General features: G+C 55.4%; 20 protein-coding genes, 3 tRNA genes and 1 pseudogene. 14 read left to right on the top strand and 10 right to left on the bottom strand.

Annotated features, from left to right (window positions below; all coding sequences use genetic code 11):
- Positions 1-156: 156 nt before the first annotated feature.
- Positions 157-225 (top strand): annotated as a pseudogene (locus CE168_RS09360) (carbonic anhydrase); the annotation flags it as partial.
- Between the two features lie 76 nt (positions 226-301).
- Entirely contained in the window at positions 302-1,633 is a 1,332-nt protein-coding gene (locus tag CE168_RS06330; protein ID WP_099571594.1) for a hemolysin family protein, read from the top strand.
- A 181-nt stretch (positions 1,634-1,814) separates the two neighbouring features.
- On the opposite strand, the gene CE168_RS06325 is transcribed toward CE168_RS06330, so the two are convergent.
- Complete coding sequence (locus tag CE168_RS06325; RefSeq protein WP_099571593.1) at positions 1,815-2,798, bottom strand: L-lactate dehydrogenase; 984 nt, start codon at positions 2,796-2,798, stop codon at positions 1,815-1,817.
- A gap of 319 nt (positions 2,799-3,117) precedes the next feature.
- Complete coding sequence (locus CE168_RS06320; protein ID WP_099571592.1) at positions 3,118-3,789, bottom strand: YgjP family zinc-dependent metalloprotease; 672 nt, start codon at positions 3,787-3,789, stop codon at positions 3,118-3,120.
- 207 nt (positions 3,790-3,996) lie between these two features.
- Between CE168_RS06320 and CE168_RS06315 the strand changes: the two genes are divergently transcribed.
- From CE168_RS06315 to CE168_RS06305, 3 genes are all read left to right on the top strand, one after another.
- Positions 3,997-4,070 (top strand) — tRNA-Ile (locus CE168_RS06315).
- 39 nt (positions 4,071-4,109) lie between these two features.
- Positions 4,110-4,182 (top strand) — tRNA-Ala (locus tag CE168_RS06310).
- Position 4,183: 1 nt separating this feature from the next.
- Positions 4,184-4,256 (top strand) — tRNA-Ala (locus CE168_RS06305).
- Positions 4,257-4,690: 434 nt separating this feature from the next.
- On the opposite strand, the gene CE168_RS06300 is transcribed toward CE168_RS06305, so the two are convergent.
- Entirely contained in the window at positions 4,691-5,194 is a 504-nt protein-coding gene (locus tag CE168_RS06300) for an MscL family protein (RefSeq protein ID WP_099571591.1), read from the bottom strand.
- Positions 5,195-5,434: 240 nt separating this feature from the next.
- Between CE168_RS06300 and gdhA the strand changes: the two genes are divergently transcribed.
- Positions 5,435-6,781: an NADP-specific glutamate dehydrogenase gene (gdhA, locus tag CE168_RS06295; protein ID WP_099571590.1), complete on the top strand. Its 1,347-nt coding sequence runs from the start codon at positions 5,435-5,437 to the stop codon at positions 6,779-6,781.
- Between the two features lie 522 nt (positions 6,782-7,303).
- On the opposite strand, the gene CE168_RS06290 is transcribed toward gdhA, so the two are convergent.
- The 7 genes from CE168_RS06290 to dnaA all read right to left on the bottom strand — a co-directional run bounded on the left by CE168_RS06290 (position 7,304) and on the right by dnaA (position 18,082).
- Complete coding sequence (locus CE168_RS06290) at positions 7,304-7,843, bottom strand: DUF3566 domain-containing protein (RefSeq protein ID WP_099571589.1); 540 nt, start codon at positions 7,841-7,843, stop codon at positions 7,304-7,306.
- A gap of 75 nt (positions 7,844-7,918) precedes the next feature.
- Complete coding sequence (gene gyrA / locus CE168_RS06285; RefSeq protein WP_099571588.1) at positions 7,919-10,624, bottom strand: DNA gyrase subunit A; 2,706 nt, start codon at positions 10,622-10,624, stop codon at positions 7,919-7,921.
- A gap of 53 nt (positions 10,625-10,677) precedes the next feature.
- Complete coding sequence (gene gyrB / locus CE168_RS06280; RefSeq protein ID WP_099571587.1) at positions 10,678-12,792, bottom strand: DNA topoisomerase (ATP-hydrolyzing) subunit B; 2,115 nt, start codon at positions 12,790-12,792, stop codon at positions 10,678-10,680.
- Between the two features lie 282 nt (positions 12,793-13,074).
- Positions 13,075-13,560: a DUF721 domain-containing protein gene (locus tag CE168_RS06275; RefSeq protein ID WP_099571586.1), complete on the bottom strand. Its 486-nt coding sequence runs from the start codon at positions 13,558-13,560 to the stop codon at positions 13,075-13,077.
- On the bottom strand, positions 13,560-14,762 hold the full coding sequence (gene recF / locus CE168_RS06270; protein WP_099571585.1) for a DNA replication/repair protein RecF: 1,203 nt from the start codon (positions 14,760-14,762) through the stop codon (positions 13,560-13,562). The genes CE168_RS06275 and recF overlap by 1 nt, the downstream gene beginning before the upstream one ends.
- 164 nt (positions 14,763-14,926) lie before the next feature.
- A complete protein-coding gene (gene dnaN / locus CE168_RS06265; protein ID WP_099571584.1) occupies positions 14,927-16,051 on the bottom strand; it encodes a DNA polymerase III subunit beta in 1,125 nt (374 codons plus the stop codon).
- Between the two features lie 555 nt (positions 16,052-16,606).
- Entirely contained in the window at positions 16,607-18,082 is a 1,476-nt protein-coding gene (gene dnaA, locus CE168_RS06260) for a chromosomal replication initiator protein DnaA (protein ID WP_099571583.1), read from the bottom strand.
- Positions 18,083-18,399: 317 nt separating this feature from the next.
- On the opposite strand from dnaA, the gene rpmH reads away from it, so the two are divergent.
- From rpmH to CE168_RS06215, 8 genes are all read left to right on the top strand, one after another.
- Positions 18,400-18,534 (top strand): 50S ribosomal protein L34, encoded by a 135-nt coding sequence (gene rpmH / locus CE168_RS06255; RefSeq protein WP_003807168.1) that lies wholly within the window; start codon positions 18,400-18,402, stop codon positions 18,532-18,534.
- 17 nt (positions 18,535-18,551) lie between these two features.
- Positions 18,552-18,914, top strand: coding sequence for a ribonuclease P protein component (rnpA, locus tag CE168_RS06250; RefSeq protein WP_099571672.1), 363 nt, complete (start codon positions 18,552-18,554; stop codon positions 18,912-18,914).
- A gap of 26 nt (positions 18,915-18,940) precedes the next feature.
- A complete protein-coding gene (gene yidD / locus CE168_RS06245; protein ID WP_004222749.1) occupies positions 18,941-19,246 on the top strand; it encodes a membrane protein insertion efficiency factor YidD in 306 nt (101 codons plus the stop codon).
- Entirely contained in the window at positions 19,246-20,280 is a 1,035-nt protein-coding gene (yidC, locus tag CE168_RS06240; protein WP_099571582.1) for a membrane protein insertase YidC, read from the top strand. The genes yidD and yidC overlap by 1 nt, the downstream gene beginning before the upstream one ends.
- 143 nt (positions 20,281-20,423) lie before the next feature.
- Entirely contained in the window at positions 20,424-20,951 is a 528-nt protein-coding gene (locus CE168_RS06235) for a Jag family protein (protein ID WP_099571581.1), read from the top strand.
- Positions 20,952-21,165: 214 nt separating this feature from the next.
- Positions 21,166-21,978 carry a 16S rRNA (guanine(527)-N(7))-methyltransferase RsmG gene (locus CE168_RS06225; protein WP_099571579.1) on the top strand — a complete coding sequence of 271 codons (813 nt, stop codon included), beginning with the start codon at positions 21,166-21,168 and terminating at the stop codon, positions 21,976-21,978.
- A 278-nt stretch (positions 21,979-22,256) separates the two neighbouring features.
- Positions 22,257-23,201: a ParA family protein gene (locus tag CE168_RS06220; protein WP_099571671.1), complete on the top strand. Its 945-nt coding sequence runs from the start codon at positions 22,257-22,259 to the stop codon at positions 23,199-23,201.
- Between the two features lie 2 nt (positions 23,202-23,203).
- On the top strand, positions 23,204-24,559 hold the full coding sequence (locus CE168_RS06215) for a ParB/RepB/Spo0J family partition protein (RefSeq protein WP_099571578.1): 1,356 nt from the start codon (positions 23,204-23,206) through the stop codon (positions 24,557-24,559).
- Positions 24,560-24,703 lie beyond the last annotated feature (144 nt).

Raw genomic sequence — 24,703 nt, 5'->3', positions numbered from 1 at the left:
GTTTTAAACAAAAATACCATTTTCTAGGGGATAATCACCAGCTTAAGCTACATTTTCTAGGGGAAATTAAAAGTTTACACATACATAATCTCCATATCAACATCATATCGACGTCATGTTGCCCCACTGGACTAGGAGCAACCGAATACCGACAAGGACCGGCTGATGATCACCGGAGCACGCTACCAGCTCGACACCGGAAAAGTCGAAGTATTGAGCTTCTGACGTTTTTCCGGAAAAGACAGCTTCCAAGTCCGTTGCGTCGCGCTGTTTTGACATGCCGTTGCTTTAGATTGGAACCATGTCACTCGGTTTGAATATCCTCCTGATCTTCATCTTCCTGCTGCTCGGTTCCGTGTTCGCCGGCACCGAACTGGCGTTGGTCAGTCTGCGCGGATCGCAGATCGACCAAATGGAACAGGAGGATGCCCGCGGCAAGCGCGTCGCACAAATCGCACGCGATCCGAACACGTTTCTGTCGACCGTGCAGATCGGCGTGACGTTGAGCGGTTTTCTTTCCGCATCGTTCGGCGAATCGTCGATTTCGCCATACATTGTGCCGATCGTCGAAAGTTGGGGCGTGCCGACGAGCGTGGCCGCTCCCCTAACAACCATTGTGCTGACGTTGATCATTTCATACTGTTCGATTGTGATTTCGGAGTTGGTGCCGAAGCGTATCGCCATGCAGCGCAACGAGCAGATCGCGCGTGCCGTGGTGCCCGCGATTCACGTGTTTGCGAAGGTGTGCAAGCCGATTATTTGGCTGATCGGCAAGAATACGAACATTATTGTGCGCATGCTTGGTTTTGATCCGAACGAGACCGACAGCGAAGTGTCCGACGAGGAGCTGCGCGTACTCGTCAACACCAATACGAACTTGAGCAAAGACGAACGCACGATCCTCGACGACGTGTTCGACGCGTCCGAAACGATTGTGGCGGAAGTGATGCGCCCGCGCGCCGACGTGGTGTTTCTGGATGGTGCCATGCCAATCGAGGAGGCGGCCGCGTACGTACGCGGAATGCCATACTCTCGTTATCCGGTGACCGGCAAGGATTTCGACGATGTGCTCGGCTTTGTGCACGTGCGCGATCTGCTTGACATCCGCGACCCCAAAGCACGGACGGTTGCCGACGTGACGCGCGAGGGCATTTCGCTGCCGGGCACGTCGAAGCTGCTGCCAAGCCTTGAATTGCTACGAAAGCGCGGCATTCATCTGGCGGTGGTCATCGACGAATATGGCGGTACCGACGGCATCGTCACGTTGGAGGATATGACGGAGGAGCTGGTCGGCGATATTCGCGACGAATACGATCTGCCGGAGGAGAAGGGTGGCGAACGCACGGAACGTACTGCGTTCGTCAATGGCGTCGCCACTATCGAAGGTGGTATGACGATTGAGGATTTCGCTGATTTGACCGGTATCGAGCTTGAGGACGGCCCGTACGAGACGGTTGCCGGCTATTTTCTGGCGCACACTGGCAAGATGGGCGAAGTCGGCGATGTGCTGTCTTCCGACGACGGTTACGACATGACTGTCACGCAAGTGGACGGCCGTCGTATCGAAATGCTGGAAATTCGCAAGCATACGGTTGATGACGATACTGCGAAATCCACAAAGACTGCAAAATAATCTGAAATTAATCGAAATAAATTGAGATAAATCGAAATAAAAACAGACTTGCGATTATGTGAATGCTGATTTTTCATATGTTCAATATCAACATCAGTCATCGCAAGTCTGTCTATTACGTTTGTCACGTTATTAAATCTGTCGATTTACTACAGATTCAGCCGCAGATTTAATCACAGATTCAGCTACGCATGGTGGGATGACATTCGTCGTCCCACCATGCAAGTTGCGCGATATTGGCGCGGATATGCTCGCAGGACGCGTGGAATTTGGCCTGTTCGCTTTCGGTGAGTGTGGGATTGAGGACTTCTTCGACGCCGTTCGCGCCGATGATGCACGGCAGGCTGGCATAATTGCCGCTTTCGCCTTGTTCGCCGGTAAGCAGCGTGGAGCAGGCGGTCGCATAGTGTTCGTCGCAGAGCACGGCTTGCGTAAGGCGTGCCGCGGTGGCTGCAATGGCGTATTCCGTGCACTCTTTGCCGGCATACACGCGGTATCCGCCTCGGCAGGCGTCCTGCTCAGTTTCCTCCTCGTCAAGAGTGAATCGTTGCGGATTGTCTTGCGCGAGTTGAGTGAGCGGCTTGCCTGCGATGTTTACGTTCGACCAGTAGGCGAACTGCGAATTGCCATGCTCCCCCAGCATGTATGCGCAGATTGATTTCTGGTCCACGTTGACGCGTTTCGCAATGGCGTTGCGCAGTCGTGCGGAATCCAACGCGGTTCCGGTGCCGATGATTTTGCGCGGATCATAGCCGGTGATGTGCCAGATTGCGGTTGCGACCACATCGCACGGATTTGAGATGGTGATGATCACACCGTGGAAGCCTGCGTTGAACAGTCGGGAGATCCAGGTGCGTGCAATGTCGGTGGTGACGAACAGTTCGCCGTCACGATTTTTGGCACTGGTTTTCACGTCGCCGGCAGCGTTGATTACCACGTCGCAGTCGGCTAGCTGCTCGTATTGCGTGCCGTAGTTGCCGATCACGCAATTATGCGGGTAGAAACTCAACGCATCGCTTAAATCCTGACATTCGCTGACTACCTTTTGATCGTTGATGTCGCACAGTTTCAGTTCTTCGGCCAGTCCTGCGGAAAGCACGGCATTTGCAACATGCGCACCCACGTGTCCGATTCCGATAATGCCGACTTTTCTCAATACAGCCATGGCCGGTCCCTTCCTCACTTGTTCGATCTTTCTGCATGACTGTTCGCATGCAAACGTTTCAGGTGACATGATTGTAGGCTTGCAAATCGCGGATGTTCAGCATTTTGAACATCTTATGGACACAAAAAGCTATACGAATCACCTATACGTCGTTATCAAACATTCGCAAGCCGTGGCAAATCATGGCAATCTGCGCAATGTGACGGCAACGGCGCGATATCGCAAGTATTTCAACATCCCAAGCAACGCAACAACATCGCCCTACGCAAACTCATCGCAGCATGGCAGCATGACGGCGAACGCAACAGCATCGCAAGCGTCACAACACAACATGACGGTTCAGCTCCCGCCGCACCTGCCTCCATTGCGGCAAATATGCGCTCATACGCCGCTGAAAGCCCTCTCCGTGCCCATTTTCCCACAGGTGCGTCATTTCATGCACAAGCACGTATTCCAGGAATCTGGGGTCCATAAGACCGAGTTGCAGGTTGAGTCGGATGCGGCCGGTTTTCGGCGTGCATGACCCCCACCTCGACGTCATGATGCGCAGTGTGACATGCGTTGGCTTCCGCTCGATGATCGGCGACCATTTCGCAAGCAGCGCCGGCAGTTGCGCATTGATGGCCTGTACGGCCCGTTCCTTCGCCGCGTCGCTCCACACGAAAGCGCGCGGATTATTCAAGCTATTGGGATCGTCTGGATTGTTTCGATCGCCCACGTCGCCCGAATTTTCCAGGCCATTCAGATTTTCCGGACCATTCGAACCATTCACACCGTCCAAACCATTGAAATCGCTTTGACGGATCTGTTCATCCTTGGCTTGCAGCATGGTGCGTCGCGCACGTTCGATCCACGGTTTGCGTTCCGTCACGAATCGTGCGATTGCCGCTTGTGACATGCAAGAAGGTGCGGAGATGACGATTTGCGCGTTCGGCGGTTTGATGCGCAAATACATGTTTTTGATGGACTTGCGCATGATGATCACCGTCATTCCAGCGATTTGCGTGGTTTCTTCGGATAGCGTGCGATTACGATTGCGCGCTCCCCTACTGGCTCTCCCACTGTTGTTACGCTGGCTACGATGATTGTTCGGCATGTCTGCATTATGTCACGACACGCCGAAGACGCACCGGATTTTGACTTTCGCTGATTATCACGTATTATTTCAATTCGTTGTGCTTAACAGTGCAGCAGAAACGGGCCCGTAGCTCAGGTGGTTAGAGCGCATCCCTGATAAGGATGAGGTCGGAGGTTCAAGTCCTCCCGGGCCCACAGTGATTAAGAGCGGCGCGGCCGCTTTTTTTCAACTATGGGGCTATAGCGCAGCTGGTAGCGCATCTGCTTTGCAAGCAGAGGGTCGCCGGTTCGAACCCGGCTAGCTCCACGGGGCTATGGCGCAGCTGGTAGCGCATCTCCATGGCATGGAGAGGGTCAGGGGTTCGAATCCCCTTAGCTCCACAGGCAGGGTTTCCGGTGATTTCCGGAAACCCTTTTTTCATACCCAAATCCAAAATCCAAAATCCAAACCCGCATCCCAATTCCTCCACCCGCTGGAGAAAACCGGACGCAGCCAAGCACCTCACAGTCCAAAAACCTCCACCGAGTGGAAGAATCCTCCCGCCAACAAGCCTCCCAGCATCCCAAAACCTCCAGTCACTGGAGAAAACTAGACGCAACCAGACATCCCACAGTCCAGATTCCCCCAGTCACTGGAACAAATGACCCGCTGAGGCACCTTCCAGAGTCCGTATTATTCCAGCGCATGGAAGAATTACCCCGCTGAAAGACCATTGCAAAAGGCCGTCTCAGACGGGACTTGCATCACCGCTTGAAACGGCCTCGGATTATTGATTATTACGATTGCTGACGATACTTACGATTGCTGACGATGACTACCGCACTACGTCCACGCCGGCAACCGTGCCAGAATCGTTCGGCACGTTCTGTGCATCCTGTGCATTCTGCTTGGCAAGTTCGTCGCGGATTTGCTGCAACAGCAGGATCGTTTGCTCTTCGGTGGAGATTTCCGGCTCTTTGGCGGCTTCCTCCTCGGCTTTGCTCCGTTCTTCCGAAAGCTTGGTTTTGGCGAGCAACGCCTCGGTCACATCACGGAATTTGTTGATCGGCACGAGAATGCAGAAATACACGGCCGCCGCGATAATCAGGAAATTCAATATCGCGCCAAGTACCGCGCCGAATGAAACCGTCGCATTATTGAATGTAATTGCCAGCAGACCATCCATATTCGGTTTGCCGAAAATCATGGCGATGAACGGATTAATCACGTTGTTGACGATCGAATTAACCACCGTGGTGACGGCACCGCCCATGACGACACCGACCGCCATGTCGATCATGTTGCCGCGTGCAATGAATTTCTTGAATCCTTCAATCATGATGATTCTCCCAGTATGTGAGATTACGAGATGCTGTTACGGACGTACTCTCTCCCACGTTTTCCGCATTTCCATCCTATAGTCAACACAAGGCATGGCAATCCGTAAAAAGAAGCAAGTCCGGAACCAACGCTCACCAAAAGCGTCTCCAAATCCTGAACAAGGTCTTGTGCTGCCCTTATTCGTGCACATAGAATGAGGCCGTCTATTGATAACCTAACTATCCCGAAGGGGAAGAATATGCTCACTGATGAGTACGTCAAGCGCGTGTACGCGCAGGTAGAGAAGCGCGACGGCGACCAGCCGGAATTCCTGCAGGCCGTTCGCGAGGTTTTCGAAAGCCTCGAACCGGTGGTCGCGAAGCATCCGGAATATGAGAAGGCGGGCGTGCTCGAACGCATCGTCGAGCCGGAACGTGTGGTGAAGTTCCGCGTCGCATGGACCGACGATGAGGGTAAGGTGCAGGTCAACCGCGGTTACCGCATCCAGTTCAACTCCGCAATCGGCCCGTACAAGGGCGGCCTGCGCTTCCACCCGAGCGTGAACGAGGGCGTCATCAAGTTCCTCGGCTTCGAGCAGATTCTGAAGAACTCCCTGACCAGTCTGCCGATGGGCGGCGGCAAGGGCGGCTCCGACTTCGACCCGAAGGGCAAGTCCGACGCCGAAGTCATGCGTTTCTGTCAGGCCTTCATGACGGAACTGTGCCGTCATATCGGCCAGTTCACCGACGTTCCGGCCGGCGACATCAACGTGGGCGGCCGCGAGATCGGCTACCTGTTCGGCCAGTACAAGCGCATTCGTGACGAGTATTCCGGCGTGCTCACCGGCAAGGGCCTCGAATTTGGCGGTTCTCTGGCACGCACTGAGGCCACCGGTTACGGCCTGTGCTACTACACCGCCGAGGCAATGCGCGTGCTGCGCAATGACTCTTTTGAAGGCAAAACCGTGGTCATTTCCGGCTCCGGCAACGTGGCCATCTTCGCCACCGAGAAGGCTCAGGCCCTCGGCGCGAAGGTTGTGACCGCCTCCGATTCCAACGGCTACATCTACGATCCGAACGGCATTCAGCTTGACGTGGTCAAGGACATCAAGCTGGGTCATCGCGGCCGCATCAAGGAATATGCAGAGCGCGTGCCGGGCTCCGAGTACCACGAGGGCTGCAAGGGCGTGTGGACCGTTCCGTGCGACATCGCCCTGCCGTGCGCCACCCAGAACGAGATCGACGAGGAGTCCGCCAAGGCCCTTATCGCCAACGGCTGCACCGTGGTGTGCGAAGGCGCCAACATGCCGTCCACTCCGGAGGCAATCGCCGTCTACCAGTCCAACAACGTGCTCTACGGCCCCGCTAAGGCCGCGAACGCGGGCGGCGTGGCAGTTTCCGGCCTTGAGATGAGCCAGAACTCCTACCGCCTTTCCTGGACCTTCGAAGAGGTTGACGGCAAGCTCAAGTCCATCATGGAGAACATTGTTGCCAACTCCCTGGAAGCCGCCAAGGAATACGGCCACGAGGGTGATCTGATGCTCGGCGCCAACGCGGCCGGCTTCGTCAAGGTCGCCAACGCGATGGTCGCCCAGGGCGTGCTGTGATCTAGTCGATTTAGCCAATACGGCTGATTATCGGGAAGAAATTGAGGGTCTGTCTGGTTTATTCCAGGCAGACCCTCTTTTCGTATTTCAACACGTATTTCAGCGCACCCAATCTAGTTTCAATCATATCTGAAACAACCACTCAAAAAACATGATAGTTTTAGCTATCACCGCAACTTCCTCTCATACAGCTCCGCTATCTCGCTTATATATGGCAGATTTGAGAGTTCGTACGGTGATATTTCGCCTATATATGGCAGCCTTGGTAGGCAAAACAACCCAAAACATACCCCCGAACTGGCTTTTTCGCAAGTTGATCTGCCATATATAAGCGAGATGTCACCGGTCAGAGGACGAAATCTGCCATAGATAGGGCAGACATGGGCAGGGGAGAGACGCAAGAGAGACTGTTTTGGCAAATACGAAGGCGGTCTGTGCCGTGATTGGAATCACGATACAGACCGCCTTGTTGCGCTTGAACTCACTATCGCCGCTCGCTGCTGTTAACAGCCCGCAGAGCTATTAATCGTCGCCAAGCGTGACGTGGATGCCGCCGACGAGGGTGCTCACCACGTTGTACAGCAGCGTGAGAATCACCACGAGCACGGTGATCAGCACCACTTCCACAATGGAGAAGATGGTGACGGCACTCAGAACGGTGCTCAGCGAGAACACGTTCGTCAAATCAAATCCGCCGGCATCCAAGCCCGTGGAGGACACGATCTGCGTAACCTGGTCGAACACGCCAACCACGTTCAGCATGCCCCACAGAATAGCTGCCGCAACGATCTGAATAATTCCTCCCGCGATGGAAAGCATGAACGCCACCTTAGCGGCCGACCATGCGTCGATACGCGTCAGAGACAGGCTCATACGGCGTGCGCGCGGAGTACCGCCACGACGCTTCTCACGAACCTTCACGCCGCCGGAAGCGGGGGAGGAGACACCCTCATGTGCCTGAACCTGATCCTCACCAATCAGCGGCTGGCTGGAAGCGGAACGTGCCACGCGCGGTGCATGCCCATCCTCCGGCATTTGCTGTCCTTCGTTGTTCTCGCTCATCGTTGCTCCTTGCAAGATTGTGCCCAGTTCTTAGCTGAGGCTACCAGTTTTCACAGACGATTGTCCGTGCTTCGATCAGGCCTCTACATTCTCGCCATCGCCGGATTCGGCGTTGGTTTCAGCAGGGGCTTCAACGGCAGATTCAGGCGATTGCGCAGTACCCTCGTTCGCAGTTGCGTCCACGGTCGCATTTTCCACGTTTTCCGCGGATTCGTCGTCGTCCTTTTCCTCGTTACGCGCGATGGAGATGATCTCGTCGTTCTTGTCAGGCTTAGCGAACGTCACGCCCTGAGTGGTACGTCCAGTGCGCTTGACCTCATCGACGTTGGAACGGATGACCTTGCCGGACTTCATGATGGCCATGATCTGGTCATCTTCCTCAACGATCACCGCGCCCACGAGGGAACCACGGCCTTCGGCGAGCTGCACAGCCTTGACACCAAAGCCATTACGGCCCTGCAGGCGGTATTCGCTGATGGCGGTACGCTTGGCGAAGCCTTCGTTGGTGACCACGAACAGATCCTTGTCGGAATCGCCCCAAACCACGTCCATGGCCAGCAGTTCGTCGCCTTCGCGGAACTTCATACCCTGCACGCCGGCAGTCTGGCGTCCCATCGGGCGCAGTTGCTCGTCGTTGGCCTGGAACTTCAGGCTCATGCCCAGCTTCGACACGAGAATGATGTCATCCTCTGCATTGCACAGTGCGGCACCGATTAGCTCGTCGGCGTTCTCGCCGTTTTCGTCGGCCATGAGACGCACTGCGATCAGGCCGCCCTGACGCGGGGAATCGTATTCGGCGAGCGCGGTCTTCTTGACCTTGCCGGAACGAGTGGCGAGCACCAAGTACTTGGCCACTTCGTAGTTCGGAATCGACAGCACGGTCTGGATCGTCTCGTCAGGGCCGAACTGCAGCAGGTTGGCCACATGCTGTCCCTTGGAATCGCGCGACCCCTCCGGCAGCTCGTAAGCCTTCAAACGGTACACGCGTCCTTTGTTGGTGAAGAACAGCAGCCAGTTGTGAGTGCTTGTCAGGAAGAAGTGGTCGACCACGTCGTCCTCACGCAGCTTGGCTCCCTTGATGCCCTTGCCACCACGGTGCTGCGCACGGTATTCGTCGGCCTTGGTGCGCTTGATGAAACCGGAGTGGGTGACGGTCACGACCACGTTTTCTTCCGCAATCAGATCTTCGACGTTCATTTCACCGGAGTACGGCAGGATCTTGGTTCGACGTTCGTCGCCATACTTGGACACGATTTCGTCAAGCTCGTCGCCCACGATTTTGCGTTGACGCTCCGGCTTGGCGAGAATGTCGTTGTAGTCGGCGATACGACGCATCAGCTCGTTGTGTTCGTCGAGAATCTTCTGACGTTCCAATGCGGCCAGTCGGCGCAGCTGCATGGCCAGAATGGCGTCGGCCTGCACTTCGTCCACGTCCAGCAGGTCCATAAGGCCCGTGCGTGCGACTTCCGCGGATTCGGACGCACGAATGAGCGCGATGACCTCGTCAATCATGTCGAGGGCCTTCAGGTAGCCCTGCAGAATGTGGTCGCGCTCTTCTGCCTCACGCTTGAGGTAGGCGGTACGGCGTGCGATGACTTCCAGCTGGTGGCCCACCCAATGGCGGATGAACGCGTCCAGAGACAGCGTGCGTGGCACGCCATCGACCAGTGCCAGCATGTTGGCACCGAAGGTCTGTTGCAGCTGGGAATGCTTGTACAGGTTGTTGAGCACAACCTTCGGCACTGCGTCGCGCTTGAGCACGAGCACGAGACGCTGTCCGGTACGGCCGGAGGTTTCGTCACGCATGTCTGCGATGCCCTGGATCTTGCCGTCACGCACCGCTTCGCGGATGGAAACGACCAGTCGGTCCGGGTTCACCTGATATGGCAGTTCGGTGATCACGAGGCACATACGGCCCTTGATCTCCTCGGTGTTCACCACCGCGCGCATGGTGATCAGACCACGGCCGGTACGGTAGGCCTGCTCGATGCCCTTGTGTCCGAGAATCGTTGCGCCAGTAGGGAAGTCCGGTCCCTTGATGATGCGGATCAGGTTTTCGAGCAGCTCTTCGCGGCTTGCGTCTGGGTGGTCAAGCGCCCAATGCACGCCTTCGGCCACTTCGCGCATATTGTGCGGAGGAATGTTGGTGGCCATACCGACGGCGATGCCAGACGAACCATTGCACAACAGGTTCGGGAATCGTGCTGGAAGCACGGTCGGCTCCTGCGTCTTGCCATCGTAGTTCGGCAGGAAATCGACGGTGTCTTTGTCGATGTCACGCACCATTTCCATGGCGAGCGGAGCCATACGGCATTCGGTGTAACGCATTGCTGCGGCCGGATCGTCGCCGGGGGAGCCGAAATTGCCTTGGCCGTCGACCAGCGTGTAACGCATCGACCACGACTGTGCCATACGCACCAACGTGTCGTAGATCGCGAAATCGCCGTGCGGATGGTACTTACCCATGACCTCGCCGACCACGCGGGCGCACTTGGAGTAGCCACGGTCGGGGCGGTAGCCGCCGTCGTACATCGCGTAGATCACACGGCGATGCACCGGCTTCATGCCGTCGCGCACGTCCGGGAGCGCACGGTCCACGATCACGGACATGGCGTATGCCAGATATGAATCGCGCATTTCCTGCTGCAGATCCTTCTTCTGGATGCGTTCGCCCACCATCAGGCCGTAATCGGTGTTGTCGGCCTCCTGCGGGCTCAACGGCTCCATGGAGCCGTCAGGCACGAACTGGCCGTCTTCGTTGCTGTTGTTTTCGTCTGCCAACTTCTAAGTCCTTCTAAATCCTTATGAAACCTTGCCTGAAGTCCTTGAAATCCCTACGCGTCGATCCAGCTGACGTTGCGGGCGTTGCGCTGGATGAACAGACGGCGAGGTTCGACTTCGTCTCCCATGAGCATGGAGAAGGTTTCGTCGGCTGCGGCCGCGTCTTCGATCTGCACCTGCTTCAGAATGCGGTGGTCAGGATCCATGGTGGTTTCCCACAGTTCCTGGTAGCTCATTTCACCCAGACCCTTGTAACGCTGGATGCCTTCGCCCTTCGGCAGCTGACGGCCGGCGGCCTTGCCTTCGGCGAGCACGCGGTCGCGTTCGGCGTCGGTATACACGAAGTCGTGCGCACCCTTGGTCCACTTAAGTCGGTACAGCGGCGGCATGGCCACATACACGTAACCGGCGGTGATCATCGGGCGCATGTAACGGAAGAACAGCGTCAGATTCAGGGTTGCGATATGCGCGCCGTCCACATCGGCATCGGCCATGATGATGACCTTGTGGTAGCGGACTTTGTTCAGGTCGAAATCCTCGCCGTAACCGCCGCCGACCGCAGTGATCAGCGATTCGATGGTTTCGGACTTCATCATGCGGTCAAGGCTTGCACGCTCAGTGTTGAGGATTTTGCCTCGCAGCGGCAGAATGGCCTGCGTGATCGGGTTGCGTCCCTGAATTGCGGAGCCGCCTGCGGAGTCACCCTCCACGATGAACAGTTCGCACTCTTCAGGATTGTTGGACTGGCAATCCTTCAGTTTGTCTGGCATGCCCGCGGATTCGAAGATTGACTTACGGCGGGTATTCTCACGTGCCTTCTTGGCTGCAAGACGCGCACGGGAGGCTTCAATGGCCTTCTGGATGATGTTCTTGGCTTCGCTGGGATGCGCATCGAACCAGTCGCCGAGCTTGTCGGTCATCACGCGCTGTACGAAGGTTTTCGCTTCGGAATTGCCGAGCTTGGTCTTGGTCTGGCCTTCGAATTGCGGGGTGGTGAGCTTCACCGACACCACTGCGGTCAGGCCTTCGCGCACGTCGTCGCCGGAAAGGTTCTCGTCCTTGTCTTTGAGGATGTTCTTTTCACGTGCGTAACGATTGACGAGCGAAGTCAGAGCCGCACGGAAGCCTTCTTCGTGGGTGCCGCCTTCGGTGGTTGAGATGGTGTTGGCGAAGGTGTGCACCGCTTCGGAGTATGCGGTGGTCCACTGCATGGCGATTTCCGCGGAAATGCCGATTTTCAGATCTTCCGCTTCGAAATCGATGACATCCGGTTCGACCGGGGTTGCCTTGCGGGACTTCACCAAGTAATCGACGTAATCCTTGATGCCGTCGTTGTACTGGTAGGTGACTGTCTGATGCTTCTCGGCATTGTCGTCACCGTCGCCTGCGACTTCGTCTCCTGCCTGGTCCGGCTCGCGCAGATCGGTTAGGGACAGCTTCAGGCCCTTGTTCAGGAATGCCATCTGCTGGAAACGGTTACGCAGAATCTCGAAATCGTAGGTGGTGGTTTCGAAGATGGCGCCGTCGGCCCAGAAGGTCACGGAAGTGCCGGTGGATTCGTCTTCGCCCATCGGTTCGCCTTTGAGCAGACGCGAGGTCGGCTTCTGGTTGATGTAGGTCTGGGTCCAGTGGAAACCCTGGCGGCGCACTTCGATGTCGACGCGGGTCGACAACGCGTTCACCACGGAAATACCCACACCGTGCAGACCGCCGGAGACCGCGTAGCCGCCGCCACCGAACTTGCCGCCTGCGTGCAGCTTGGTCATCACGGTTTCCACACCGGAAACACCTTCGCCCGGCACTTCGTCGACCGGAATGCCTCGTCCGTCATCGACCACGCGCACGCCGCCGTCCGGCAGAATCGTCACTTCGATATGCGAGGCATAGCCCGCCAGCGCCTCGTCGACGGAGTTGTCGACGATTTCATACACTAGGTGGTGCAGGCCACGGGGGCCGGTGGAGCCGATGTACATGCCCGGGCGGATTCGCACCGCCTCAAGGCCTTCCAGCACTCTCAGATCAGACGCGTCGTAATGCTCCGGAGCCAAGGTGTCGTCGAGCTGCGCATCTTCGAGCTGATCGTTTTGGATCTGATCTTCCTGCGTGTTTTCAGCTGATTCGTTCAGCGAATCCGCATCAAGGTCTGCCACAGAGATTCCTTCCTGCATTTTTCCCGCCAATGAGGGTCATTCACGCAGGTGATACCACCTAGAACGCAAATAAAGGCCCCTTCTAGGCGTTTACATACACTGCTTGATATTCTACTCATGCAGGGGGACAGCGCGCCAGAGGCATTTATCCTTGAAATTCAGCCGTTTACCCCTGTTTTTCGCGTTCGGAAAAGTATTTTCCAGCCCTCGCAAAGGTCATCTCCGGGGACATATTCGACGAACGGCCGATCGCAAACCAACTATCACACCGATATCACACCAATATCGCGTGATATTTCGCTAATATCGGGTCCTTCTGGCCATTCGCCCTCGGCTGAATCCCTGTTGCTGGGGGCCGGTGACGCGCACTTCGTTGATGGTCAGGCCCTCGAGTCTCCTGCGAATGGTGTCGGTCAGCAGCGGAATCATGTACGTCATGGTGGTGGTCCATGCGGGGCTGTCGCATCGGATCGTCAGAATGCCGTCGCGCAGGTCGACGGGGTAGGAGTGGCGCGCGTTTTCGTCACCGACCACCTGGTCCCAATGATTCTGCATCTGCGCGATTTTCAAATGCGGCGTCCACGAACCTTGCGTTGCGATCACGTTGAAGATATTGCCGACCGTCTGCGGGTCGCGTCCGGGTTTGCCGAAATTCTCCCATGCCTGCCGCGCACGTTCCTCACGTTCCTTGTAACGTCCGGCGCGTTTGCTGATGCGTTCGAACACTTCGGCGGGCAACTTGCGTTGGTCGAGATGCAATGTTTCGCAGATTGGAGGATTAGGCATCAGCGGTCAGTCTCCCTTCTTGCCGCAAGCTGCGCCATCATCGCCGCCAAATCGGCATCGCCGCCATCTTGCGATTGCCGACGCAACGCGGACACGTCAATTACATGCGCGTGCACGACGTCCGTTTGCGGAATGTCGCTTGCCGCAGCGACGGTGATCAGCACTTGATCCTGCCTCATCGCGAAATCGAGGATCTGTCCACGACGGGATTCGTCAAGCTGTGCGAACACATCATCGAGAATCACGATCGGCTTGCTTTCGAATTGTGCGGAAACCGCTTCATATAGCGCCATTTTCAACGCCAAAGCCATGGTCCACATCTCGCCGTTGGACGCGAATTCACGGGCGGGCATGTCGTTGAGCAGCAAGGTCAGGTCATCGCGATGCGGGCCGATCAGATTCTGCCCGCGTGCCACTTCGCCCGGGTAGATGCGCTGGAAATGACGGCTAATTTCCGCGCCCGGATCGTCGAACAGCATCACTTCGTCGAAGGATGGCTCGTATGCGAGCGCCGCCCGCTCGCCGTCGCCTGCCAAAGACGCGTAGATTCGCGCGAAAGGCTCCCCTAAGCGTGCGATTACATCGTTGCGTTCCTGTGTCAGTCTCATGCCGAGATCGATGAATTGTCCTGTCCAGATTTCCAACCCGCTTAAGACCGTCTGCTGGCTGTATTGCAAATCGGTATTCGTGCCGTCGCCGAGTTGTTTGAGCAGTGCCGTGCGTTGTTTCGCCACGTGCGTGAATTGTTGCAGTAGCTGCGCGTAGTGGGGGAGCAGCAGGGAAGCGGCCTGGTTGATGAAGTTACGTCGGGTTGCTGGGTCGCCTGCTACCAAACGCTGATCTTCGGGGGTAAAGGAGACGGAGGGCGTGCGCCCGATGAGATCGCGCATGTATTGCGATTTTCCGCCATCGATTCGCGCCCGATTCGCACCTCGCGCCACGATGGTCGCTTCGTAGGTGTGTTGCGTTTCGTCGTCTTCCACATTGGCTCGGATGGTGGCCGAAGCGCACCCTTTTTCGATTAGCGGCAATGATGATGACGTGCGATGGCTTGATCCCGTGGAAAGCACTTCGACGGCTTCCACAATATTGGTTTTGCCGAGTCCGTTGGCTCCTTGCAGAATGTTGATTCCCGGTTCGAAGTCGAGCACGCAATGTTCCCAAGAACGGTAGTGGTCGAGCGCTAGGCGGGAAATATACATTCACAATCCTTGAGAATAAAGCAAATTTCTTACGTGGACAGTCGCAATTATTTACGAATATGATTGTTCATGAATATTCATGCAAACGGGCTGAACCGGCAGTAATAGCCATGTTCAGCCCTGTTTTTGCGATGCACCCACGTTTTGTGCGGAGCGGTTTATGTTCAGCTGTTGAAACGCATGGGCACAAGCAGGTAACGGTAGTCCATGGATTCCGCGGAATCCGACTCCTTCTGGCCGTTGAATTCCACAGGCTTGACAGCGGTGGTCATCTTCATGCGCACGAACGGTTCCGCGATGGCGCTCAGGCCTTCGATCAGGTAGGTCGGGTTGAAGGCCACGGTGATGTCTTCTCCATCCATGTCGATGTCGAGGATTTCCTTGGCTTGGGCTTCGTCCGCGGTTCCTGCGGTCAACGTGAGCTCCTGGCTGGTGAAGGCCATGCGGATCGGCGCGTTGCGCTCGGCAACGAGGGAGACGCGCTTGATGGCACTAATGAGATCCTGCTTGTTGATGACCGCGTGAATCGGGTATTCGTCGGCATACAGGCGGTCGACCGCGGGGAATTCGCCGTCGATCAGCTGCGAGGTAGACACGCGTCCGGCGTTCTCGAAGCCCAGCAGCGACGGATTCTCCGTGTCGAAGTCCACAACGATGTTCTGGTGCTCATCCAGGGAGCGTGCCACGTCGCGCAGCAGTGCGCCGCGAACGAGTGCGGTGGCGTTTGTGTCCGGGTTTTCCGGCGTCCACGTAAAGCTCGAACGAGACAGACGGAAACGGTCGGTGGAGCTCATGATCACCTTGTCGCCTTGGAACTGCACGCGGATGCCGGTGAGCACGGGGCGATTCTCCTCGCGGGAAACGGCAACGGACGCCTGGGTGACGGCCTGGGTAAAGGTTTGCGCGTCCACTTGGCCCAGTTTGGCCGGAATTACCGGAAGATCCGGATATTCGGCATCTGGCATGAGCTGCATGGTGAAGGTGGACTTGCCGGAGGTGATGGTCATGGTCGATCCATCGGTGGAAAGATAGGTTTTCGCAGCAGGAAGCGACTTGGTGATATCCGCCAGCAGCTTGCCGAGCACCAAAACGGATCCGGCTTCATCGATGCCTGCTTCAATGTGATGGCGGGCGGAAATGGCGTAATTGAAGGCGGAAAGCTGGAGAGTGCCGTCGATGGCCTCCAAACGGACGCCTGCCAAAATGGGGGATGCAGGACGAGCGTCGATCACGCGGGTGGTCCAGGCTACTGCGTCGGCCAGCGCTTGGGAATTGACTTCAACTTTCATGGCTAATTTCCTCGTTTCATTCGGTCCATAAGTCATTTTAGCGAGCTGTCAGAGTTTTGACGAAGCGTGGGGAATTCCCCACTTATGGTGACGATGATGATTTTCTTATAACAATCTATATTCGTCATAATAAGGCCTGTGGATAATGTGGGTAAGTGATTAGACCCCACATTTTGCAAGGGTTCAGTTCACCTCACTACCTGTGGATAACTTTTGAATGGAGTGTGGACAAATCATGGGGTTATCCACAGGCTCGGCAATGAGAAAAAGTTATCCACAGAAGCCTGTGTATAGTCCACAATTCATCCACCGCCAATTTTCGCGTTTCCAACGGGTTTTCCACCGAGAAATCCCTAATTTGTGTATAACTATGTGGATAACTTCAATAAAAATCTTCCACAGCCCGGCGTGTCAGCCCGGTCGGTAAAGTAGCCGATAAAGGTTTTACTAATATTCACACTTAGCGTCTGAAATGCGCCTAAAAAGGCGGAAAACGCCAAAATCGTTTTTGAGGCGTCCAAAAACACACGTAAACGAGCGAAGTCGCGGAAAACGTTATTTCTCGCCGGAACGCTGCTTGAGCTGCAGTGTCAACTCCGTCACATAGTTGTAGATTTCCTGCTTTTCCTGCATTTCATCGCTGATACGGGTGTAGGCGTGCATCACCGTGGTGTGGTCCTTGCCTCCAAACACCTGGCCGATGTCGTTCAGACTCATGCTGGTGAGCTCACGCACCAAATACATGGCGATCTGGCGGGCCAGCGCGATTTTCTTCGTGCGAGAACGGCCGACGATGTCATCGAACGTGATGTAGAAGTATTTCGCCACCTGGGTGATGATGTCGGTGGGCTTGATTTCCACATCGGTCGCGAAGAAGTCCTGCAGAGTATGCTCCGCCAGCGCGCGAGTCACCGGCTGTCCGCTCAGGGAAGCCATGGCAGTCACGCGGTTCAGTGCGCCTTCCAGCTCGCGGATGTTCTCGGTGAAACGTTCCGCAATAAGGTTGAGCACGTCGTCCTGAACGTTGGACCCATGGGCGATCATGCGCAGAATGGCGATTCGCGTCTCCAGATCCGGCGGCTTGACGTCGACGGTCAGGCCGGATTCGAAGCGGGAGATCAGGCGTTCGTTGAAGCCCTGCAGATCCTTCGGAGGCACATCGGATGCGATCACAATGCGCTTGTTCGCCTGGTGCAGGGTATTGAACGTATGGAAGAACTGTTCAAGTGTCGCGTCTTTGCCGCTGAGGAATTGAATATCGTCGATCAGCAGCACGTCGACTTCACGGTAGCGACGGTTGAATTCCTTGATTTGGCCGGAATTCTGGTTGGTGTCGCCCAATGCTTCGATGAATTCGTTGGTGAACTCCTCGCTGGTCACATAACGGACCTTCAGTGAGGGATCCTTGACCAGCGCGTAGTTGCCGATGGCGTTCAGCAAGTGGGTTTTGCCCAGGCCGGAGCCGCCATAGATACACAGCGGGTTGAAATCATGGCCGGAACCTTCCGCGACGGCCAATGCGACGGTGCGCGCGAAACGGTTGGAATCGCCAGGAACGAAGGTGTCGAAGGTGGCGTTTTTGTTCAGGTGGGTCTTAGGATCCAGCAAAGGCCTGTTCTGGCCTCGTTGGAAGGTGTTGGGGCGTTCCGGAGGCATGACGACCGGAATGGGAAGCTGGCCCTGCGTGGTTTCCTCAACATGAGGCGCGGGGGTAAAATGAGGGTATTCCTCGACGGCCGGCTGGGCGGGTTCCTTCTTTTCCACGATCTTGAATGCGGGGAAAATATCCTGTTCGGCGGCCTCTCGCAACGCCTTCAGCAAAGGTTGGCTCAATTCGTTCTGCAACGTCTGCTGCGCGGCCGCGCTGGGCACGCACAACACGATGGTGGGACCCCACATGCCTTCCGGAAAAACATTTTCCAGCCAGCTTTTGTCACGTACGGAAAGCGCGGGATTCTGGTGCAGCAACGCCAGCGCGTCGGACCATACTCCGCGAGCCTGATCGAGAGGATCGGTTGTCGTATCGGCCACGGATTCCCCTTTCTCGACAGACTTCTACCAGTAGTGCAACTGTTTATTTGTACTCTCTTTTCCCCGAGTTATCCACCGGTAAGCGTGTTGAAATAATTGAATTGTGAATAACAGTGATGTAGTTTGTGGATAACTTTTGTGGGGAGTTTGGCGATATACCAACGTTTTTTGTGGATTGTTTTGTGGGGAGAGTCCCCATGAAAATGTGAAGGAATTAGCGGAGGCAATTACTCTGTTCAGGGGTCAGAGTAATTTGGTAGAGCTTGACTCATGAGGAGCCGTGCCTTGGCATGGCTAAAACACCGGGAGCATTAATTATGAAGAGGACATTCCAGCCGAACAACCGCCGTCGCCACATGAAGCACGGTTTCCGTCAGCGCATGCGCACCCGCGCAGGCCGCGCTCTGATCAACCGTCGCCGCGCCAAGGGCCGCAAGTCCCTCGCTGCCTGATTTAACGGCATAGAGTGGTGGAACGGCTGAAAAGCCATCGCGATTTTGTCGCGGTGCTCAAACGCCGTCGTAGGGTATCGCGAGAAGACATCGTCGTGCATTATTTGATGCACGACGATGCCATTATTGACGATTCCACGGCGAAGCGGGGCCGACGTGTCGGTTTGGCCGTTTCCAAGGCTGTCGGCAACGCAGTAACGCGTAATGCCGTTAAACGTCGTTTCCGCGTGCTTGCACGAAAGTACGAATCTGCCTTACCTGAATCCTGCGATATCGTGTTGCGTGCAAAGCCAAGTGCTGCACATGCTGATTTTCTATCGTTGGAACAGCAGATCGTAGCATGTTTTGAAGCGGTGAATCGTAAGGCCGTGCGTCAGTAATGAACGCCGGTTGTGACGGAAATTGGATGATTCGCGCCATTCGCTGGTACCAACGTCATATTTCCGCGAATACCGCACCCTGCTGCAGATATTATCCAAGTTGTTCCAATTATGCGATTCAGGCGATTGAACGATTTGGCCGCCTTAAGGGTGGCCTTCTTGCGTTATTGCGCCTTCTTCGCTGCAATCAGTGGAACCGTGGGGGAATTGACGACGTTCCGCAGCTTTATTCCTTGTTTTACAGATGTTCGTGGTCGAAGGCACACGAGGAACCTCGGCTCACGCCTCTGAACGTAGAAAAACCTATAGGCGATAAGGAGACTGGCCTGTAATGAATCAAAATCAATTCCTCCTCGACAGCGGTTTCTGGGGCTGGCTGTATAAGCTCCTGTATCCCGTCGAGTGGCTCATGACGCAGATCATGGCCGTATTCCATAAGTTCCTGGTGATGCTGGGCATGAACGAGATCGGTTTCTCGTGGGTCATGTCCATCGTATTCCTAGTACTTGTGGTCCAGGCATGCGTTTTTCCGCTGTTCTACAAGTCCATGAAGGGTATGCGCAAGATGCAGGCCCAGATGGCCGTCCTGCAGCCAAAGATGCAGCGTATCCAAAACAAATACAAGGGCAAGAACGATCCCGCCAGCAAGGAAGCCATGCAGCGCGAGATGATGAAGCTCTACCAGGACAATGATGCGAACCCGATGGGTGGCTGCACTTCCATGCTCCCTATGTTCGTGCAGGGTCCCGTATTCATGTGCATGTTCTATACGCTGTCAGCCATTCCGTACATCGCACGCGGCAAATTCAGGGACGGACAGGGTCTTGGCGCTTTCGACATCGCCACAGCCAAGCAGTTCACGTCCACCACAGTGTTTGGTGTGAACGTGGCTGATAACTTCACGACCGCCGCCGTGCATGGCAAAGTAGTTATCGCCATCTTCGTTGCATTGATGTGCTTCTGCCTGTGGTTCATGCAGTACAACAGCATGAAGCGTAACATGGCTCAGTCTGCGGCAAACAAGCAGACCGAAATGATGCAGAAGATGATGTTGTGGATGTTCCCGATCATGTACATTGTCTCCGGTATTGCCATGCCGTTCGCTGTGCTGGTGTACTGGCTCACCAACAACATCTGCAATCTGTTGCGTTCCATCTGGCAGATCCACGTCTTCCCGACTCCGGGATCTCCGGCCGCCGAAGCGAAGGAAAAGCGTGATCATGTTCATGAGAACGCCCGCCGAGCCAAGGCCGGTCTGCCATCCCTCGAGGAAGAGGCGCTGCAGAAGGCCAAGGAAGCCGCCGAAGTGAAGGAAAAGAACGGCTACCAGCGTCATCAGCCGAGCCGTAAAAAGAAAAAGAAGTGAGTAAGAGTGTGTCCCGTGTTTCACGTGAAACGCGGGACACACCACTTTTATCAGCGTTTATCGTCGACGTGGTAAACAGTAATTAGACTTTACATAGCAAGACTTTTAGTAATAGAAACCCCGCTCAAAGGAGTACAACCACCATGGCGCAAGATGAGGAAAAGACCATCGATCAGCTCAATGAGGAAGCTGATATCGCTGCCGATTATCTTGAAGGACTGCTCGATATCGTTGATTACGAAGGTGATATCGAAATGGGCGTGCGCAACAATCGTCCTACCGTGCAAATCGTCGCCGATGATGATACGGATATCAAGCATCTCATCGGACGCAACGGCGAGGTCGTCGACGCATTGCAGCAGCTGACGCGACTTGCCGTGCAGCAGAAGACCGGCGAACGTTCCCATCTCATTGTGGACGTCGACGGCTATCTAAAGCGCAAGCGTCAGCGTCTGCATGACATCGCGCTGGACGCCATCGACGAGGTGCACGAGACCGGAGAGCCGGTCGACCTGAAGCCGATGAATTCCTTCGAGCGTAAGATCGTGCATGACGTGGTGCGTGAGGAAGGCATGAAGTCCCGTTCCCACGGCGAGGAGCCACATCGTTACGTTACGGTGTATCTCAAGGCTTCCGCCGCCGAGGAAACCGAAGACGAGGATGAGGCCTGAGTTCGGCTCGTTTCACGTGAAACATGGCGTCACTATTTGGTGGCGCTTTTTTTTATTGCGATTGGTGAATGACTGCACGCGAGTCGTGCGCTGGATACGTGACGCCTATGTGCGCATGGACTTGCTTACGGTCTGCGTAGGCCGTGCGATATTGCCGGCATTGGTCGGGGAGTAATGGCTGGAATACCAGCAATGAGGAAGAGCAGGATATAGGATGGTGCCCATGAGTGATGTGACAGACGAACTTGATGATTCGCCGATTCTTGAGGAAGTGCTGGGGGATGCGTTGGACAAGCTGCGTGTCTTTCATGCGAAACTTGCCGAAGAAGGCGAACCCCGTGGCTTGATCGGGCCACGAGACGTTGGGATTATTTGGGAACGCCATATTCTGAATTCGGCTGCCATTGTGCCTTTCGTGAGGGAATCCACGGCCAATAAGCAGTTTAAAACGGTTGCCGATATTGGCAGCGGTGGCGGTTTCCCCGGTATCGTTGCGGCCGCATGCCTGCCGGATCACCAGTTCACGCTTGTAGAGCCTATGGAGCGGCGTATCGAATGGCTGAACGAGTGCGTGGCGGACATGGAGCTGGAGAACGTTGCGGTGGTGCGTGCCAGGGCCAATGAGATGATCGAGGCCATTGTGGGTGCGTCTGGCACTCAAGGCGGCAACCGTGGCAATGGGAACGCCAGAAACGGTAGAAACGGCAAAGGTGGCAGGAACGGCAGGGGAGCGGTTGCCCGCGGTCCTGTACTGGATTTGGATGGCAAGCCCATTCAGGCAAGGCATCCGTTCGCCGTGGTGACCTGTCGTGCCGTTGCGCCGATGACCAAACTATCCGGGTGGACGTTGCCGTTGCTTGAACGCGGTGGATGTCTGGTCGCATTGAAGGGAAGATCCGCTCAGGAGGAGATCGAAAAAGCCTCCATGGAGATCGCCAAGTGCGGCGGCGTTCGTCCGCGAGTGGTGAATGCCGAGGTCGGTCCGGGGCTTGAATCGACCCATGTGCTCATGGTGGATAAAAAGTAAGTTATCCACAATTTAGGCGAGTTGTCCACATTATCCACAGCTGGGGAATCGTTGAAATAAACCGCAGAGAAAATGTTGGAATGGCAATAAAATATCTGTGGATAACTTTTTGTGAGTAGCGCAAGTTATCCACTGACTATCCACAGTTATCCACATTTGCGCACAATGGGTGAGATGGGCTGATTCTGTCCACCCAAATGATGAAACTTGAATGTTAAGCATATCGTAAGGAAGGCTGACGTATGACTGGACCTGAAGGACCAGATAACCTGACATCGATGGAATCGGCAACGGAAACCATCAAACGAATTTTCGGAGGATCGGATTCTCCTCTTGGTTCGCAGATCGCCGACGAATCGTCTCGCTATCGCGCCTTGCAGAAGGCCGTTTGCCCAAAGCCGGAGCAGACGCGCCTAATTGCGGTCGCTAACCAGAAGGGCGGCGTTGGCAAAACCACGTCTGCGGTGAATCTTTCCGCTGCGTTGGCTCAGTTCGGTTCCAAAGTGCTGCTGATCGATATGGATCCACAGGGCAATGCGTCGACCGCGTTGGGTGCTCCGCATGCGTCGGGAGAGCCGTCGGTATACGACGTGATCGAAGGTAGGAAAACCATTGCCGAAGTCAAGCGTGCCTGCCCTGATTTCGATCTGCTTGATGTGGTGCCAGCCTCCATTGATTTGAGTGGTGCCGAGCTGGAAGTCGCCGACATGGAAAATCGCAATGTGCTGCTGAAAACCGCGGTTGACGAGTTTCTTGAGAACAGCGAGGAACACTACGATTACGTGATTATCGATTGCCCTCCAAGCCTTGGACTGCTGGTAATTAATGCCATGTGCGCGGTGCATGAGATGCTGATTCCGATCCAGGCTGAATACTATGCGTTGGAGGGGCTTGGCCAGCTTATCAATACCATCGGGCTGGTGCAGGAACATTTCAATCCGTCACTGCTCGTTTCTACCATGCTGATCACCATGTTCGATAAGCGAACCCTGCTCAGCCGTGAAGTGCATGACGAGGTCAAAAGCCACTATCCGACCATCGTGTTGGACACCACGATTCCACGAACGGTGAAAATATCGGAAGCGCCAAGCTTTAATCAAAGCGTTATCGCCTACGACCCCAAGGGCATGGGTGCAATCTCCTACTGCGAGGCCGCGTTGGAACTCGCACGTCGCTCGCAGACGGTGTTGCAGGCTATCGATGCAAGAAGGAATGAGAACTGATTATGGCTACGAAATCACGTTTAGGCAGGGGTCTCGGCGCGCTGTTTCCGTCTCTTCCAGGAGAGTCGGCAAAATCGGAAGCTGCCGCTGAGCCGGCTACTCCTGCTGCAGGGGTGAAGGCCGATAACAAATCGTCCGCGAAAACTTCCGGAAATATGGCTGACAGTGCCGACGTGCCGTCTGTGGAAAAGAATGCAGGCGCTAAAAGCTCCATGGTGACAGCCAAGGCTTCCGTCGATGCCGTCCGCGACATGAAGAAAAACGTTTCACGTGAAATCAAGAAGGGAGGCGTTCATCGTGCCAGCATGCCTTCCATCACGCTGAACGAAGCGGCTCATCCAGCTGACATGTTCTTCGGTGCCACCAGTCCTGTCGCTCCTTCTGCCGATGTGAAGCAGGGGAGTGTTTCACGTGAAACTATAGCGGTAAAAAAGAACGAAGATGCAAAGAACAGCGAACCGGAACTGCTGCCGGTGCAGGGTGGATACTTGGTTGAATTGCGTCTGAGTGACGTCGGACCCAACCTGCATCAGCCGCGTACTATTTTCGACGAGGATGATCTTCGTGAACTTGCCGATTCCATCAAGGAAGTCGGCGTGCTGCAGCCCATTGTCGTACGGAAACGTCCTCTCGCGCAGATTGAGGCCGCGCGCAAGGAGAACGCCGCCAACAATGCCGAGCCGCACAATATGTTCGACGGTCGCATGGATAGCATGTATGAGCTCATCATGGGCGAGCGTCGTTGGCGTGCTTCACAGATCGCAGGTCTGAAAACGATTCCTGCGATCGTCAAAACCACGGCAGACGATGACATGTTGCGTGACGCTCTGCTGGAGAATCTGCATCGCGTTGCGTTGAATCCGCTGGAAGAAGCGGCTGCCTATCAGCAAATGATCGACGATTTCGGTCTGACACAGGCGCAATTGTCGAAATCTGTATCGAAATCACGCCCGCAGATCGCAAATACCTTGCGATTGCTGAATCTGCCTGCAACCGTGCAAAAGAAGGTCTCTTCCGGACTCTTATCGGCAGGTCACGCGCGTGCGCTGCTGGGATTGCCGGCCGAAGCTGATATGGAACAGCTTGCGACGCGCATTATCGCCGAAGGACTGTCTGTTCGCAGCACCGAGGAAATCGTGTCGATGAAGGCCGCCGAATCGGATCAGCCGAAGAAGGCGAAGACCAGCAAACTGAATCCGTGGGCGGGAACGCCGATGCAGGTCGGCCTTGAAAAGAGGTTCGACACGAAGGTGTCCATCAAGGGATCCAAGGAACATGGTCGCATCGAAATCGTGTTCAAATCCGAAGACGACATGAAGCGCATTGTCGACATGCTCATGCCTTCTGCTGAAGAATAGTATTTCTCGAGTTTCTCTGTCTGATCAGTGTGATGTTCGCAGAAGGGCGGCATATTCTATTCACGACACACTCAAGGCTGTTTGACCAAGCTTACAGTCGTGAACAGAATATGCCGCCCTTCCGTTCGTTTTTCCAGTTTTTGC

The organism is Bifidobacterium sp. N5G01, from assembly GCF_002742425.1.
GTDB classification, from domain to species: domain Bacteria; phylum Actinomycetota; class Actinomycetes; order Actinomycetales; family Bifidobacteriaceae; genus Bifidobacterium; species Bifidobacterium hominis.
The sequence above is the reverse complement of the archived record's forward strand: the minus strand, read 5'-3'. Positions and strand labels throughout refer to the sequence as shown.

Coding starts and splice junctions, on each gene's coding strand:
- CE168_RS06235 (WP_099571581.1), top strand. CDS start 20,424: ATGGCGCAAGATGAGGAAAAGACCATCGATCAGCTCAATGAGGAAGCT.
- CE168_RS06220 (WP_099571671.1), top strand. CDS start 22,257: ATGGAATCGGCAACGGAAACCATCAAACGAATTTTCGGAGGATCGGAT.
- yidD (WP_004222749.1), top strand. CDS start 18,941: ATGATTCGCGCCATTCGCTGGTACCAACGTCATATTTCCGCGAATACC.
- CE168_RS06330 (WP_099571594.1), top strand. CDS start 302: ATGTCACTCGGTTTGAATATCCTCCTGATCTTCATCTTCCTGCTGCTC.
- CE168_RS06290 (WP_099571589.1), bottom strand. CDS start 7,843: ATGAGCGAGAACAACGAAGGACAGCAAATGCCGGAGGATGGGCATGCA.
- CE168_RS06215 (WP_099571578.1), top strand. CDS start 23,204: ATGGCTACGAAATCACGTTTAGGCAGGGGTCTCGGCGCGCTGTTTCCG.
- gyrB (WP_099571587.1), bottom strand. CDS start 12,792: ATGCAGGAAGGAATCTCTGTGGCAGACCTTGATGCGGATTCGCTGAAC.
- CE168_RS06300 (WP_099571591.1), bottom strand. CDS start 5,194: ATGATTGAAGGATTCAAGAAATTCATTGCACGCGGCAACATGATCGAC.
- gdhA (WP_099571590.1), top strand. CDS start 5,435: ATGCTCACTGATGAGTACGTCAAGCGCGTGTACGCGCAGGTAGAGAAG.
- CE168_RS06325 (WP_099571593.1), bottom strand. CDS start 2,798: ATGGCTGTATTGAGAAAAGTCGGCATTATCGGAATCGGACACGTGGGT.
- CE168_RS06225 (WP_099571579.1), top strand. CDS start 21,166: ATGGTGCCCATGAGTGATGTGACAGACGAACTTGATGATTCGCCGATT.
- yidC (WP_099571582.1), top strand. CDS start 19,246: ATGAATCAAAATCAATTCCTCCTCGACAGCGGTTTCTGGGGCTGGCTG.
- dnaN (WP_099571584.1), bottom strand. CDS start 16,051: ATGAAAGTTGAAGTCAATTCCCAAGCGCTGGCCGACGCAGTAGCCTGG.
- rpmH (WP_003807168.1), top strand. CDS start 18,400: ATGAAGAGGACATTCCAGCCGAACAACCGCCGTCGCCACATGAAGCAC.
- CE168_RS06320 (WP_099571592.1), bottom strand. CDS start 3,789: ATGACGGTGATCATCATGCGCAAGTCCATCAAAAACATGTATTTGCGC.
- recF (WP_099571585.1), bottom strand. CDS start 14,762: ATGTATATTTCCCGCCTAGCGCTCGACCACTACCGTTCTTGGGAACAT.
- CE168_RS06275 (WP_099571586.1), bottom strand. CDS start 13,560: ATGCCTAATCCTCCAATCTGCGAAACATTGCATCTCGACCAACGCAAG.